Annotated in this window: 13 protein-coding genes; 12 read left to right on the top strand and 1 reads right to left on the bottom strand. The window is 62.3% G+C overall.

From position 1 onward, the window contains the following. Positions 1-3 precede the first annotated feature (3 nt). The 12 genes from NPS56_RS21195 (at position 4) to NPS56_RS21140 (ending at position 12767) form a co-directional block, all read left to right on the top strand. Positions 4-888: an alpha/beta fold hydrolase gene (locus tag NPS56_RS21195; protein ID WP_274076425.1), complete on the top strand. Its 885-nt coding sequence runs from the start codon at positions 4-6 to the stop codon at positions 886-888. Beyond that, positions 885-1721: an IclR family transcriptional regulator gene (locus NPS56_RS21190; RefSeq protein WP_008054905.1), complete on the top strand. Its 837-nt coding sequence runs from the start codon at positions 885-887 to the stop codon at positions 1719-1721. Before NPS56_RS21195 ends, NPS56_RS21190 begins: the two co-directional genes overlap by 4 nt. 1 nt (position 1722) lies before the next feature. Beyond that, positions 1723-2520: an SDR family oxidoreductase gene (locus NPS56_RS21185; protein ID WP_274076424.1), complete on the top strand. Its 798-nt coding sequence runs from the start codon at positions 1723-1725 to the stop codon at positions 2518-2520. Continuing rightward, positions 2513-4195 carry a thiamine pyrophosphate-binding protein gene (locus NPS56_RS21180; RefSeq protein ID WP_274076423.1) on the top strand — a complete coding sequence of 561 codons (1683 nt, stop codon included), beginning with the start codon at positions 2513-2515 and terminating at the stop codon, positions 4193-4195. Before NPS56_RS21185 ends, NPS56_RS21180 begins: the two co-directional genes overlap by 8 nt. A gap of 10 nt (positions 4196-4205) precedes the next feature. Beyond that, positions 4206-5009 carry an aspartate dehydrogenase gene (locus NPS56_RS21175; protein ID WP_274076422.1) on the top strand — a complete coding sequence of 268 codons (804 nt, stop codon included), beginning with the start codon at positions 4206-4208 and terminating at the stop codon, positions 5007-5009. Between the two features lie 110 nt (positions 5010-5119). Continuing rightward, positions 5120-6616, top strand: a complete 1497-nt coding sequence (locus tag NPS56_RS21170) for an aldehyde dehydrogenase (protein ID WP_274076421.1) — start codon at positions 5120-5122, stop codon at positions 6614-6616. Beyond that, positions 6613-7578, top strand: a complete 966-nt coding sequence (locus NPS56_RS21165) for a VOC family protein (protein ID WP_274076420.1) — start codon at positions 6613-6615, stop codon at positions 7576-7578. Before NPS56_RS21170 ends, NPS56_RS21165 begins: the two co-directional genes overlap by 4 nt. A gap of 13 nt (positions 7579-7591) precedes the next feature. Then, positions 7592-8734: an FAD-dependent monooxygenase gene (locus tag NPS56_RS21160; protein WP_274076419.1), complete on the top strand. Its 1143-nt coding sequence runs from the start codon at positions 7592-7594 to the stop codon at positions 8732-8734. A 101-nt stretch (positions 8735-8835) separates the two neighbouring features. Beyond that, positions 8836-9063, top strand: a complete 228-nt coding sequence (locus NPS56_RS21155; RefSeq protein ID WP_274076418.1) for a recombinase-like helix-turn-helix domain-containing protein — start codon at positions 8836-8838, stop codon at positions 9061-9063. A 21-nt stretch (positions 9064-9084) separates the two neighbouring features. Further along, positions 9085-10119: an aromatic ring-hydroxylating dioxygenase subunit alpha gene (locus NPS56_RS21150; protein ID WP_323607705.1), complete on the top strand. Its 1035-nt coding sequence runs from the start codon at positions 9085-9087 to the stop codon at positions 10117-10119. Between the two features lie 68 nt (positions 10120-10187). Continuing rightward, entirely contained in the window at positions 10188-11147 is a 960-nt protein-coding gene (locus NPS56_RS21145; protein ID WP_274076417.1) for a PDR/VanB family oxidoreductase, read from the top strand. A gap of 390 nt (positions 11148-11537) precedes the next feature. Beyond that, a complete protein-coding gene (locus tag NPS56_RS21140) occupies positions 11538-12767 on the top strand; it encodes a hypothetical protein (protein WP_274076416.1) in 1230 nt (409 codons plus the stop codon). A gap of 561 nt (positions 12768-13328) precedes the next feature. Here the strand turns inward: NPS56_RS21140 and NPS56_RS21135 are convergent. Beyond that, a complete protein-coding gene (locus NPS56_RS21135; protein ID WP_274076415.1) occupies positions 13329-14216 on the bottom strand; it encodes a LysR family transcriptional regulator in 888 nt (295 codons plus the stop codon). Positions 14217-14298 lie beyond the last annotated feature (82 nt).

The raw sequence follows: 14298 nt of genomic DNA, 5'->3' as shown, positions 1-14298 counted from the left end.
CCCATGTCGCACGCCATCGATCATCACGCTCCGTCGCTCACCGCCGATCTCCAGGCGCAGCTGGCCCTGCACTTCCCGCAGCGCCTGCTTGAGCTCGCCGGTGCTCGCCAGGCCTTTCGCGAATGCGGAAGCGGGCCGGCCATTGTGTTGTTGCACGGGATCGGCTCGGGCTCGGCGTCGTGGTTGGCGGTGGCGCAGGAACTGGGCCGCAACGCCCGGGTGATTGCCTGGGACGCGCCGGGCTACGGCGATTCGACGCCGCTGCGAGCCCTGGCTCCGGATGCGTCGGATTATGCCGAACGGCTGCTGCAGATGCTCGACGCCCTGGGCATCCAGCGCTGCGTGCTGGTGGGGCACTCCCTCGGGGCGATTACCGCCGTCGCTTTCGCCAGCGGCGTGCAGCAACAGCGTATCAGCCGCCTGGTGTTGATCAGCCCGGCCCAGGGCTACGGGCATCCAGCGCGCGCCGTGCAGCGCCAGCAAGTGCGCGACAAACGCCTGCAGGCCCTGGAACAGCTGGGCATTGAACAGATGGCCGAGCAACGCAGTGCCCACATGCTCTCCCCCGCTGCCAGCCCTCAGGCACAGGCCTGGGTGCGGTGGAACATGGCGCGACTCAATCCCGAGGGTTATCGCCAGGCCATCGAGCTGCTGTGCGGCGACGACCTGCTGCGCCATGCACCGCTGACCATGCCTTGCGAAGTGCATTGCGGCGACGCCGACGGCATCACCGTTCCCGAAAGCTGCGAGACCCTGGCCAAGGCCCTGGGCGGCACTTTCGAGCTTATCAACGATGCCGGACACGCCAGTCCCATCGAACAACCTAGTGTGGTGGCGGGCCGCCTGGCCTGCGCCATCGAAGAATCCCTGACAGGTGCATCGCTATGAACGATTCAGATCTGCTGAAGGACGCTCAGGACAAATACATCGTGCCGGGCCTGGAGCGCGGCCTGCTGCTGCTGTGCGAATTCAGCCGGCGCAACCGCACGCTGACCGCGCCGGAACTGGCCCGGCGTCTGTCGCTGCCGCGCTCGACCATCTTTCGCCTGCTGACGACGCTGGAAACCATGGGCTTCGTCACCCGCAGCGGCAACGAATACCGCCTCGGCATGTCGGTGCTGCGCCTGGGCTTCGAATACCTTGCCTCACTGGAACTGACCGAGCTCGGCCAGCCGCTGCTGGCCCGCCTGTGCGACCGCCTCAACTACCCGAGCAACCTGGTGGTGCGCGACGGCCGCTCGATCGTCTACGTGGCCAAAGTCTCGCCGCCGTCAGTGTTCTCCAGCGCGGTGAACGTCGGCACGCGACTGCCCGCCCACGCCACCGTGCTCGGGCGCATCCTGCTCGAAGACCTGTCGCTGGCCGAGTTGCGCGAACTCTACCCGGAAGATCATCTGGAACAGTTTTCGCCGTGCACGCCAAAGACCGTGATGGAGCTGTTCGACATGGTCCAGGCCGACCGCCAACGCGGATTTGTCAGCGGCGAAGGCTTCTTCGAGTCGGCGATTTCCTCGGTGGCCGCGCCGGTGCGCGATCAATCCGGGCAGATCGTCGCGGCGCTGGGCGTGACGATTCCGACTACGCAGATCGCCCACGTCAACTTTAACGAATTGCTCCTGCAGGTACGGCGCAGCGCCGACGAACTGTCGCGGTTGCTCGATTACAACAGCGCGACCGGCCACGACGGCCACAACCGCGTAACGGCCCTGATGAGGGATTGAAATGAGTCTCTATCAACTGCAGGACAGCACCGCGATCGTCACCGGCGGCTCATCGGGCATCGGCCTGGCCTGTGTCGAGCTGCTGCTCGAGGCCGGTGCGGCCGTGGCCTTCTGCGGTCGCGACGAAGATCGCCTGCGCAGCGCCGAAGACCAGTTGCGTGAACGTTTTCCCCTGGCGCGCTTGCTCGCCCAGGTCTGCAACGTCCTGGACGCCGACTCGGTCAACGACTTCGCCGCCGCCAGCCTTGCTGCCCTGGGACCCGCCAGCGTGCTGATCAACAACGCCGGCCAAGGTCGCGTGTCGACCTTCGCCGACACCACCGACAGCGCCTGGACCGAAGAACTGAATCTGAAATTCTTCTCGGTGATCAACCCGGTCCGCGCCTTCAAGGCTCAGCTGCAAGGTCAGGCCAACGCCGCCATCGTCTGTGTCAACTCGCTGCTGGCCAGCCAGCCGGAACCGCACATGGTCGCCACCTCGGCCGCGCGCGCCGGGGTGATGAACCTGGTGCGCTCGATGGCCACCGAATTTGCCGTCGATGGCATTCGGGTCAACGGCATCCTCATTGGCCTGGTCGAGTCCGGGCAATGGCGCCGGCGTTTCGAAGCCCGCGAAGAACGGGAGCTGGACTGGGGCCAATGGACCGCCCAGCTGGCACAACGCAAACATATTCCCCTGGGGCGCCTGGGCCTGCCGATCGAAGCGGCCCGCGCAATCCTGTTCCTGGCCTCGCCTCTGTCGGCTTACACCACAGGCAGCCATATCGATGTTTCTGGAGGCCTGTCCCGCCATGCGTAATGAAAATACTGTCACCGTTGGCGCTGCCATCACCGCGTTTCTCGAGCAATGCGAGGTCAAGGCCGCGTTCGGTGTGATCTCGATCCACAACATGCCGATCCTCGATGCGTTCGCCGTGCGCGGCAACATCCGCTTCGTCATGGCCCGCGGTGAAGCCGGCGCGACCAACATGGCCGACGCCTACGCCCGCACCACCGGTGGCCTGGGTGTGTGCCTGACGTCCACCGGCACTGCGGCGGGTAACGCGGCGGGGGCGATGGTCGAAGCGCTGACCGCCGGCACGCCGCTGTTGCACATCACCGGGCAGATCGAAACGCCGTACCTGGACCAGGACTTCGCCTACATCCACGAAGCCCGCGATCAGCTGACCATGCTCAAGGCGGTGTCCAAGGCGGCGTTCCGCGTGCGCAGCGTCGAAACCGCACTCAGCACCATGAAGCTGGCCGTGCAGACCGCCCTGACCGCGCCGACCGGCCCGGTGAGCGTGGAAATCCCGATCGACATCCAGTCGACCTTCATCCCGATGCCCACCGACCTGTCGCCGTTGCCGATTCCGGTGGCCGTGCCTGCACCGGAAGCGCTGGACCTGGTGGCCGAGCGCCTGGCCACGGCCACCCGCCCGCTGTTGTGGCTCGGCGGCGGCGCGCGGCATGCCGGCCCGCAGGTCAAGCGCCTGCTGGACATGGGCGTCGGCGTGATCACCTCGACCCAGGGTCGCGGTGTGGTCAATGAAGATGACGAACGCTGCCTCGGTGCCTTCTCGCAAAACAAACTGGTCGAGCAGTTCCTGCAAAGCTGCGACGCCCTGCTGATCGCTGGTTCACGCCTGCGCAGCAACGAGACGTTCAAGTACGCGCTGAAGCTGCCACGCAATACCCTGCGCATCGACGCCAACCCGGCCATCGAAGGGCGCAGCTACAACAGCGAGCTGTTCATCTGCGGTGATTCGGCGCTGGCGCTCGAAGGCCTGGCCGATCGCCTGGAAGGTCGCCTGCAGATCGACCCGACCTTCCTCGCCGAGCTCAAGCAAGTGCGTGAAAAATCCCGCACGCAACTGATCGCCGACCTCGGCCCGTACTCGGCCATGGTCGAACAGCTGCAAGCGCTCACCGGACGCAACTTCTCCTGGGTGCGCGACGTCACGCTGTCCAACAGCATCTGGGGCAACCGCCTGCTGACGTTGTACCACCCACGCGCTGGCGTGCATGCATTGGGTGGCGGCATTGGCCAGGGTCTGTCGATGGGCATCGGCGCGGCCGTGGCGGCAGCGGAAACCGCGCCTGAGCGCAAGGTGTTCGCCCTGGCCGGTGACGGCGGTTTCATCCTCAACCTCGGCGAGCTGGCGACGCTGGTGCAAGAGAACGCCAACGTGGTGATCCTGCTGATGAACGACCAGCGCTACGGGGTGATCCGCAACATCCAGGACGCGGTGTACGGCAGTCGCCATTGCTACGTCGACCTGCACACCCCGGATTATTCCAAGCTGGCCGAATCGCTGAACCTGCGCCATGGCCTGGTCACCGACCTCAAGGATTTCGGCAAGGTCGTCGACGGTGCGCTGGCGCAACCCGGCCCGTTCCTGCTGGAAGTGGACATGCTCAGCGTCGGCAGTTTTGCCACCCAGTTCGCCGGTCCGCCCAACAGCGAAACCAAAGCGCAGAAAGCCACGGCCTGAGGACTTCGCCATGTTGCATATCACTATGATCGGCTGCGGCGCCATTGGCGTTGGCGTACTCGAACTGCTGGAGAAAGACCCGCAGTTGTGCGTCGACTACGTCATCGCCTCGGCCGGTTCCGAAGAGCTGGTACGCCAGCGGCTGGCCAGTTTCAAACAACCGCCGCAGGTGCTCACGGCCTTGCCGGCCGACGCGCGCCCCGACTTGCTGGTCGAGTGCGCCGGCCACAAGGCCATCGAAGAACACGTGTTGCCGGCCCTGGAGCGGGGCATTGCCTGCCTGATCGTCTCGGTCGGCGCGCTGTCCGAAGTGGGCCTGGTGGAGCGCCTGGAAGCGGCGGCCGAACGTGGTCAGACCCGCATCGAATTGCTGCCCGGCGCCATCGGCGGCATCGACGCCTTGTCGGCGGCCAAGGTCGGCGGCCTGGACTCGGTCGACTACACCGGACGCAAACCGGCGCGCGCCTGGAAAAACACCCCGGCGGAGCAGGCATTCGACCTGGACAGCCTCACCGAAGCCACGGTGATTTTCCAGGGCAGCGCCCGCGAAGCGGCCCGCCTCTACCCGAAAAACGCCAACGTCGCCGCGACCTTGTCGCTGGCCGGGCTCGGCCTGGATCGCACCCATGTGACCCTGATCGCCGACCCGCTCAGCGAGGAGAACGTGCATCACTTCGAAGCCCGTGGCGCCTTTGGCGGGTTCGAACTGAGCTTGCGTGGCAAACCGCTGCTGGCCAACCCGAAGACTTCGGCGTTGACCGTCTACAGCGTCGTCCGCGCCTTGGGCAACCACGCCCACGCGATTTCGATATGAATGAGGAACAGCTTCAAGCTGCAAGCTTCAAGCTGCTAGTAAAGGCGTACTGCGTTGCCTTTGCTTCTTCTTGCAGCTCGCAGCTTGCAGCTTAAAGCTGAGGTAATCCGATGACTCTCGAACAGACTTTACCGATCTGCATTGCCGGCCAGTGGCGACTGGGGCGCGGTGAGCGTTACGCCACCTGCTACCCGGCCACCGGCGAAGCCGTGGCCTGGCTCAACGCCGCCAGTGTCGAAGACGTGGAAGACGCCGTGCAAGGCGCCCACCAGGCGTTTCTGCACAGCGGCTGGGCGCAGCGCAAACCCCATGAACGCGCCAGCGTGCTCTATCGCATCGCCGAGCTGATCCGTGAGCGCAGCGAAGAACTGGCGCAGTTGCAACGCCAGGACAACGGCAAGCCGATCAACGAAACCCGTGCCCTGATAGCCAGTGCCGCCGGCACTTTCCAGTTCTTCGCTGCGGCCTGTGAGACCCTCGAGGAAACCATCACGCCGTCCCGGGGTGACTTCGTCAGCATGAGCGTCTTTGATCCGATGGGCGTGATCGCCGCGATCACGCCGTGGAACTCACCGATTGCCAGCGAAGCGCAGAAAGTCGCCCCGGCGCTGGCGGCCGGCAACGCGGTGGTGATCAAGCCGGCGGAAATCACTCCGCTGATGGCCTTGCAGCTGGCGCGCATCTGCGAAGACGCCGGGTTGCCCAAAGGCCTGCTCAGCGTGTTGCCGGGCAAGGGTTCGCTGCTCGGCGATGCCCTGACCCGTCACCCGCTGGTCAAGCGCGTATCGTTCACCGGCGGCACCAGGACCGGCAAGCACATTGCCCACATCGCCGCCGACAAGATGATGCCAGTGTCCCTGGAACTGGGCGGCAAATCGCCGACCATCGTCCTGGAAGACGCCGACCTCGACCACGCGGTGGCCGGTGTGTTGTACGGCATCTTCAGTTCTTCGGGCGAAGCCTGCATCGCCGGCTCGCGGCTGTTCGTCGCCCGCGCGCTGTACGAGCCGTTCATGGCGCGGCTGGTGGCGGCGGCGGCCGAGCTGCGGGTCGGTGATCCGGCGGACGAGCGCACGCAAATGGGCCCGCTGATCAGCGCCGCTCACCGTGAATCTGTGGAACGTTATGTGGCACTCGGGCTGGCTGAAGGCGGACGCCTGCTGCTCGGAGGCCAGCGTCCGAGCGGCGGTGTTTTTGATCAGGGTTACTACTATCCGCCGACCATCCTCGAAGGTCTGAACAACAGCCAGCAGGTGTGCCAGGAAGAAATCTTCGGCCCGGTGCTGGTGGCCATGCCGTTCGACGACGAAGCGCAATTGCTCGAGCAGGCCAACAACAGCCTGTACGCCCTCGCCGCCGGTATCTGGACCCGCGACTACAAGCGCGCCTGGGCCCTGGGTCGAAAAATCCAGGCCGGTACGGTGTGGATCAACACCTACAAGCAGTTCTCGATTTCCACCCCGTTCGGCGGCTGGCGCGACAGCGGCCTGGGCCGTGAAAAAGGACGCCTGGGCATCCTGCAGTACATGGAACAGAAAAGCCTTTATTGGGGCATGAATGAACAGCCACTGGCCTGGGCCGGTGTGCAACGTGAGGTGGGGTTATGAGCGTTTTAGGCATTGATGAAGTCACCTACGGTGTCGAAGACCTGGAGACCAGCGCACGGTTCTTCAGTGACTGGGGCCTGAGCAAAGTCAGCGAGCAAGCTGACGAGGTGATCTTCGAAACCCTCAACGGCTGCCGTGTGGTGCTCGCCGATATCAACAAGGCTGGCCTGCCGCCGGCCATCGAACCCGGTTCGACCGTACGCGAAGTGGTCTGGGGCGTCGAAAGCGACGCCGACCTCAAGCTCTACAGCGAACGCATCGCCAACGACCCGGGCTTCATCGAAGCCAACGGTCGTATCGGCTGCACCGACCCCAATGGCCTGGCGATCCGTCTGCAAGTGACTCGCAAGCGCGAACTGGACATCGAGTGCAGCGGCCACAACACCTGGCAAACCAAGGGCCGGATCAACAAGGCCGCACCGATCTACGATCGCGCCACGCCGATCGAAGTCGGGCATGTGGTGTTTTTCGTCAAGGACGTCAACGCCTGCGAAGCCTTCTATCACGAACGCTTCGGCTTCCAGGCCTCGGACCGTTATCCAGATCGCGGCGCGTTCCTGCGCACCGCTGAAGAAGGCGGTCACCACGACCTGTTCATGCTGCAACTGCCTGCTCCGCGCGCCGGCCTCAACCACGTCGCCTTCACCGTGCGCGATGTGCACGAAGTGTTCGGTGGCGGCATGCACATTTCCCGCAGCGGCTGGGCCACGGAAATCGGCCCGGGGCGACACCCGGTGTCGTCGGCGTTCTTCTGGTACTTCAAGAACCCGGCCGGCGCGCTGGTCGAGTACTACGCCGACGAAGACCAACTGACCGGCGAATGGCAGCCACGCACCTTCGAACCCGGGCCGACCGTCTTCGCCGAATGGGCGATTGCCGGCGGCATCGACGGCAATACCCGCCGCCAGCAAAACGTCGAGGCACCGAAGGGCAAGTTCCTCACCGATAAACCCAAGTCCTGAGCAGGAGTCGTACATGTCTTCGCTGAATATCGCCATTGCCGGCGCCGGGATCGGTGGACTGACCGCCGCCATTGCCCTGCACCGTGTCGGCCATAACGTCACCGTGTTCGAACAGTCCAAAGCCTTTTTGCGGGTCGGAGCCGACATCAACCTGACACCTAACGCCGTGCATGCCCTGGATGGGTTGGGTGTCGGTCCAGCAGTGCGTATTCCCGCTGCTCGTCCCACTCACCGGATCAGCCGGATGTGGGACAGCGGCGTGGAAACCTCGCGCCTGGAAATGTCCGATGCCGCCGAACAGAAATACGGCGCGCCGCAACTGACCATCCACCGCGCCGACCTGTTGGCCGCACTGGCCAATGTCTTCCCGCAAGAACAAGTGCAGTTTGCCAAGCGCGCCGAGCGCGTGTTGCAAACCGCCGACGGTATCGAATTGCACTTCAAGGATGGCAGCCGCCACCTCACCGATCTGTTGATCGGCGCTGACGGCATTCATTCGGTGGTGCGCAATGCGCTGTTCGGTGATGAGCAACCACGTTTTACCGGAGTGGTCGCCTACCGCGCCGTTGTGCCGGCCGACAGCGTCGCGCATGTGCCCAACATTCAGGCGTTCACCAAATGGTGGGGGCCGACCCCGCAAAGCCAGATCGTGACCTTTCCGCTGAATCAAGGCCGGGACATTTTCATCTTCGCCACCACCGCACAGGACAGCTGGCATGAAGAGTCCTGGACCAGCGCCGGGGATGCCGATGAATTGCGTAGCCACTATCGGGACTTCCATCCGGATGCCCGTGCCTTGCTCGATGCCTGCAGCGACGTGCTAAAGACCGCGCTGTATGAACGCGATCCGTTGCCGTTCTGGTCCAAAGGTTCGATGACCCTGCTGGGCGACGCTTGCCATCCGATGATGCCGTTCATGGCTCAAGGTGCCGGCCAGGCAATCGAAGATGCAGTGGTGCTCGCGCGCCATCTGCAGGGGCTGAACAGTAAGGCTCGGATTGCTGATGCTCTGCAGGCTTACCAGCAGGCGAGACTGCAACGCACCAGCCAGATCCAGATCGGCTCGCGTGGCAATCAATGGCTCAAAGACGGTGGCAACGCCGATTGGGTTTACGGCTATGACGCCTGGACAGTGCCGACACCGAACGCGGCCTGAACGTGACACGGGCCTCGGTGAAAACTTGCCGATGCCCTCGTATGACTTTATTCCCGTGCGCGAAATGATCCGCGAACGGGTACGCAATGGAGGTCCTTGAGATGCGCAATACCGAACCCTGCCTGGAGCCGCATCAGGCCCGTAAACGCCCCAATACCCAGTTCGAGGATCTGCTCGGCGATTCCATCGAACGCGCCTTCGGCAACGGCGTGACCGAGTTGCCCGAGCTGCTCGCGCACCTGAACCTGGCTGGGCCGCCCTGCCCGCTGACCACCGGTGAGTGGACACCAGACGCCTATAAAACCCTGATGGCTCGGCTGGGCGAATGACCCGCCGGAGGTAAATAAAAAATGAACATGAACACAACCGTCGATCCTGTAGAACACCTCCTGGCAAACGGCTTGAAGAACCTCTGGTTCCCCGTCCTGCCGTCTGACCAACTGGGCGAGAAGCCGGTGTCGATCCGTCGACTGGGCTACAAGATCGCCCTGTGGCGCGACAATGACGGCAGCGTGCATGCCCTCGAAGACCACTGCCCGCATCGCGGCGCGCCGTTGTCCCAGGGACCGGTGCTGGGCGACCGCCTGCAGTGCCCTTACCACGGCGTCGAAGTGCGCTGCGATGGCACCGTCACCAAGGTCCCCGGCAGCCCCGGTTGCAAACTCGAAGGCAGCCGCCCGACCCGCATGTTCCACACCCGTGAAGCCGCCGGCGCAATCTTTCTCTACAACGCCGTCGAACCGCACGTTGAAAATCCGCCGGAACTGGTGCTGCCCGAGCAACTGAGCTCCCCGGAGTGGAGCAGCTTCCTGTGCTACGCCGAGTGGCAAGGCGACTACCGCTATGTCATCGACAACGTCATGGACCCGATGCACGGCACTTACCTGCACAAGATGTCGCACTCCATGAGCGAAGGCGAAGCCACCGCCAAATTCGTCACCCGTGACACCGACAAGGGTTTCTTCTTCGAGAAAGAAGGCCAGCGCGGGGTGAACTTCGACTGGACCGAATTCATGGACGACAGCTGCCACTGGCTGCGCCTGGAAATCCCTTACCCGAAAACCGGCGGCCCGGGCGGCAACTTCACCATCATCGGCAGCTACACGCCGAGCAGCACCTCCTTGTCGGCGGTGTTCCACTGGCGTTGCCGGCCACTGACCGGCTGGCAGCGCGACACCTGGCGCTTCCTCTACAAGAACCGTCTGGAAGCCCGCCACTGGGCGGTGCTGGAACAGGATCGGGTGCTGCTCGAATTCATGGAACCGGACGCCAACCAGCGGGAGAACCTCTACCAGCATGACCTCGGTGTGGTGCGCCTGCGTCGCTACCTGAAAAACGCTGCCAAGGCTCAGCTTGAGCTGATCGACGCGAAGCAGTTGCCATGAACCTGATCGTGCATTGTGTTCTGGCCGGCGTGTGTGTCGATTTGCGAACTGTCGAAAAGAGGTGACCGATGTCCCATTCCTCCCCTAACACCGCGCTCGTGCACACCTTGCGCTACGAAGCCGAAGGCATCATCAGCGTCGAGTTGCGGCCCTACGGCGACACCGTGTTCGCCCCGTTCGAAGCCGGCTCGCATATCGACTTGCACCTGCCCAACGGCCTGGTGCGCAGCTACTCGTTGCTCAACTCGCCGAGCGACCGTGGCCGCTACGTGGTCGGCATACTGCGTGATCGCAACAGCCGTGGCGGTTCGGAATATGTGCACGGGCAATTGCGGGTCGGCATGCAACTGCCGATCTCGTCGCCGCGCAACAACTTCCAGCTCGACCTGAGCGCCAGGCACAGCGTGCTGGTGGCCGGTGGTATCGGTATCACGCCGATCTACTGCATGTTCCGCCAGCTGCTGGCCCTGGGAAAATCCGCCGAGCTGATCTACTGCGCCCGTTCGCGCCAGGAAGCCGCACTGGTGGAAGAACTCAGCGGCCTGAGCGCCAAGGTGGTCTACCACTTCAACGACGAAAAAGGCATGCCGCCAGACCTCAGCGCCTACCTGGCTGGCCAGCCCGACGACACGCATTTTTACTGCTGCGGTCCGACGCCGATGCTCGATGCCTTCGAAAGCACCTGCGAAGGCCTCGGCTATCCCCATGCGCACATCGAGCGTTTTGCCGCGGCCGAACTGCCGCCGTCCGAAGACGCGCAGAGCAGCTACAGCGTCGAGCTGAAAAAGTCCGGCAAGACGTTGTCCATCGAGCCGGGTCTGAGCTTGCTCGACGTGCTGCTCGAGGCCGGTTGTGACATCGAGCACAGCTGTCGCGAGGGGGTGTGCGGTTCGTGTGAAACACGGGTCCTGGAAGGTGATGTCGATCACCGTGACGGCGTGCTGACCAAAGCCGAACGTGCCGCGAACAAATCCATGATGGTCTGTGTTTCGGGGTGCAAGAGCCGGCGACTGGTACTCGACCTGTAGTCACTTTGCGTTATTTCATCCCTTGAACAGGCCGGCTTTTTAGCCGGCCTTTTTAATGCGCGGAAAGTAATCGCCGCACAACTAACGTGCAGTTTGGTTACCCCCTGAACGCGCTGTTTCGCAGGCAATACATAAAAACGCGTTTCCCATATAAACAATTGTTTTACCTGGATTTTTTACTAAGCAACGATCCAGGCCGGTACTGGCATGGTTTCTGCTCTATCCCTGACAGGTTCATAGGTCAGACACCGTATTACCTACGAAACAGCCCAAACAAAAAAACACACTGCATAACAGCAACACATGAGCCTTCCCTTTATTGCCACTTTAAGGCGAGCGGGAAAGTGTTGCCGGTCACTTTGCAGTGCTCAACTTCGCAGGGGAGTCAGCATGAAGAAGTACGTTATAGGCCTGGGACTGATCATCAGCAGCTGCGTCAGCTTCGCCGGCGAACCCGGCCCTGCCGCCCCCGAGTCGTCGACCACCGGCAAGAAGCCGTTTCCGCATATCGCCTGGCGCAGCGATGACGGCCAGAGCAGCCTGGACATCGGCGGCGCCTTGCGCACCAACTACCGCGACGAGCATTGGGACACCACCGAAAACAACGGGCGGTTTCTGTTCGACACCTTCCGCATCGATGTGCAAGCGACTTACAAGAACCTCTACAGCGATGTCGGCTACTGGTTCCAGGACGACGGCAAACGCTCCATCGATCGCGGCTTCGTCGGCTATCGCCTGAACGCCAACTCCAATCTGCAGGTGGGCGCGCCGTTCAAACCGTTCGGGCTGGAACCCTACCCGCAATTCGGCTGGAGCTATCACCTGCCCTTCTTCATGGGGTACGGCGTCAGCGCCGGCACCGGTTTGAAGTACAGCTACAAGGACAAGGACTGGGACCTGCAACTAGGCTACTTCCCGCGCATGTTGCCGTCCGACATCCGCTACTCGCCGGAAGTCGGGCGCTATGCCGACTTAAAGGACAATGCCATCCCCTTCACCCAGTCGCGCCAGGACAACGAGAAACACAACCAGCTCAACGCCCGCGTAGCGCGAACCTTTGTCAACGATGGCTGGAAGACCGAACTCGGCGCATCGCTGGCCACCGCCCAGCTCTACAACGCCACCACCAGGGACGACGGCGACTACTGGGCCGGCGGCATCCACGCCATCATCAACGCCGGCCAGTGGACCGTCAGCAGCCAGGGCATTCGCTACGAATACGACCCGAAAAACCCGGCAGGCGTCAGCGACAATTCAATACTGATGGGCAGCAACGGCCTGACGCCGGCCTACCTGATTGCCGCCAAGGCCACCATCGCTTCGCTGAACGTCGCCTACGACATCCCGACGCCGAAACTGGGGCCCTTGAAGAAGATCAAACTGTACAACGACTACAGCCGCATGATGAAAGACGAGAGCGGCTGGGACGACTCGCAAATGTACACCGTGGGCGCACAGTTCCTGGCGATGCCGATCATGGCGTGGGTCGATTTCACCTGGGCGAAAAACGCCAACCCCTATGGCGGCGCAGAGAATGGCACGGGGTTTACCAATACCAGTTCGGTGGGCAGTAATGAGTGGTACTACCGGACGAACGTCAATATTGGATATTACTTTTGAAACTTAAAAGCCAGATCAAAGATCGCAACCTGCGGTTCCTACGGATCGAGGCGCGTCGTTCGGAATTCGGGTTGACGCAAAACCTGTAGGAGCCCGGCTTGCCGGCGATGGCGATTTCACGGGCGCCATCGTCGGAACGCCGCCCGCAGCAAGCCGGCTCCTACGGATCGGGGCGTGTGCACGGGATTTGGGTTGACACAAAACCTGTAGGAGCCCGGCTTGCCGGCGATGGCGATTTCACGGGCGCCATCGTCGGAACGCCGCCCGCAGCAAGCCGGCTCCTACGGATCGGCGTGCGTGCTCGAAATTTGGGTTGACCAAAACCTGTAGGAGTCCGGCTTGCCGGCGATGGCGATTTCACGGGCGCCATCGCCAGCAAGCCGGCTCCTACGGATCGGGGCGTGTGCACGGGATTTGGGTTGACGCAAAACCTGTAGGAGCCCGGCTTGCCGGCGATGGCGATTTCACACGCGCCATCGTCGGAACGCCGCCCGCAGCAAGCGGGTATCGGGTAAACGAAAGCCGCTGAATCTCTCGATTCAGCGGCTTTTATCGGGTGCTTTACTGCGACAGATGCAGCAACAGGAAATCAATGAACGCCCTCGATTTATGGGGCAAATGCGGGCTATTGGGGAATACCACGTTGACTGACTGCGAGGGCAACGAATAGTCGGGCAGCAAACGGATCAGCCGCTTGCTGGCGATGTCATCCTTGACCACCCAAGCGGGCAGCACCGAGACACCCAGGGACGACAAGGTCATGGAGCGGATGGCCGTGGAAGAGTTGGATTCAAACTGATTAACCCCGTTGATCTCGACAGTCCCCAGGTGCGGATGGCGCAGTGTCCACTGGGTCGGTGCCTGCAGGTTGCTGTTGGCGATCCACGGCACCGAGTTCAGGTCCTGAGGATTCTGCACCGGGTGACGGGCAAGAAACGCCTCGGTAGCCACCATTACAACTTCATAATCGGCCAGTTTACGACTCTTGAAAGCCGAGTCCGCCAAATTGCCCAGACGGATGACCAGGTCCAACTTTTCCGCCACCAGATCATTGAGTGACGAGTTGAAATTATAGCAGATTTTTATTTCCGGGTAGCGCTCTATAAACTGCGGTATCAACGGAAGAATATAGGCCTCGCCGTATTCACTGGTGGAACTGAAGCGCAACTTGCCGGACACCCGATCATGCCCTTTCAATACGTTATCGAAGGCATTATCGATGTCTGCGACAATGCCTTTGAATTCTTCATAAAAGTCCTGACCGATTTCCGTGAGGGATATATTTCGGGTATTTCTAATTAGCAAGGTCGCTGACAGCACGTCCTCCAGCGCCTTGACGTGCAGGCTGGCCATGGCCTTGCTGATGTTCAGGTAATTGGCGGCCTTGGTGTAAGAACCAAAATCGACCACGGCCAGGAATGTCTGGACCCGATTAAGATGAGTGTGCATGGAAATATGGGCTCACTGTCAAATCCCGTCAAACATTGCTTCAAGGATAATCGCATCGACAGTTCAAGTCCACCGACCCTAT

It is taken from the genome of Pseudomonas putida (assembly GCF_028682635.1).
Lineage (GTDB): Bacteria > Pseudomonadota > Gammaproteobacteria > Pseudomonadales > Pseudomonadaceae > Aquipseudomonas > Aquipseudomonas putida_AE.
This window is presented reverse-complemented; position numbering and strand designations above follow the sequence as displayed.

Excerpts from the sequence above, each read along its gene's own strand:
- NPS56_RS21150 (WP_323607705.1), top strand. The coding sequence starts at position 9,085 with ATGAACATGAACACAACCGTCGATCCTGTAGAACACCTCCTGGCAAAC.
- NPS56_RS21140 (WP_274076416.1), top strand. The coding sequence starts at position 11,538 with ATGAAGAAGTACGTTATAGGCCTGGGACTGATCATCAGCAGCTGCGTC.
- NPS56_RS21175 (WP_274076422.1), top strand. The coding sequence starts at position 4,206 with ATGTTGCATATCACTATGATCGGCTGCGGCGCCATTGGCGTTGGCGTA.
- NPS56_RS21165 (WP_274076420.1), top strand. The coding sequence starts at position 6,613 with ATGAGCGTTTTAGGCATTGATGAAGTCACCTACGGTGTCGAAGACCTG.
- NPS56_RS21145 (WP_274076417.1), top strand. The coding sequence starts at position 10,188 with ATGTCCCATTCCTCCCCTAACACCGCGCTCGTGCACACCTTGCGCTAC.
- NPS56_RS21195 (WP_274076425.1), top strand. The coding sequence starts at position 4 with ATGTCGCACGCCATCGATCATCACGCTCCGTCGCTCACCGCCGATCTC.
- NPS56_RS21180 (WP_274076423.1), top strand. The coding sequence starts at position 2,513 with ATGCGTAATGAAAATACTGTCACCGTTGGCGCTGCCATCACCGCGTTT.
- NPS56_RS21190 (WP_008054905.1), top strand. The coding sequence starts at position 885 with ATGAACGATTCAGATCTGCTGAAGGACGCTCAGGACAAATACATCGTG.
- NPS56_RS21160 (WP_274076419.1), top strand. The coding sequence starts at position 7,592 with ATGTCTTCGCTGAATATCGCCATTGCCGGCGCCGGGATCGGTGGACTG.
- NPS56_RS21135 (WP_274076415.1), bottom strand. The coding sequence starts at position 14,216 with ATGCACACTCATCTTAATCGGGTCCAGACATTCCTGGCCGTGGTCGAT.
- NPS56_RS21155 (WP_274076418.1), top strand. The coding sequence starts at position 8,836 with ATGCGCAATACCGAACCCTGCCTGGAGCCGCATCAGGCCCGTAAACGC.
- NPS56_RS21170 (WP_274076421.1), top strand. The coding sequence starts at position 5,120 with ATGACTCTCGAACAGACTTTACCGATCTGCATTGCCGGCCAGTGGCGA.
- NPS56_RS21185 (WP_274076424.1), top strand. The coding sequence starts at position 1,723 with ATGAGTCTCTATCAACTGCAGGACAGCACCGCGATCGTCACCGGCGGC.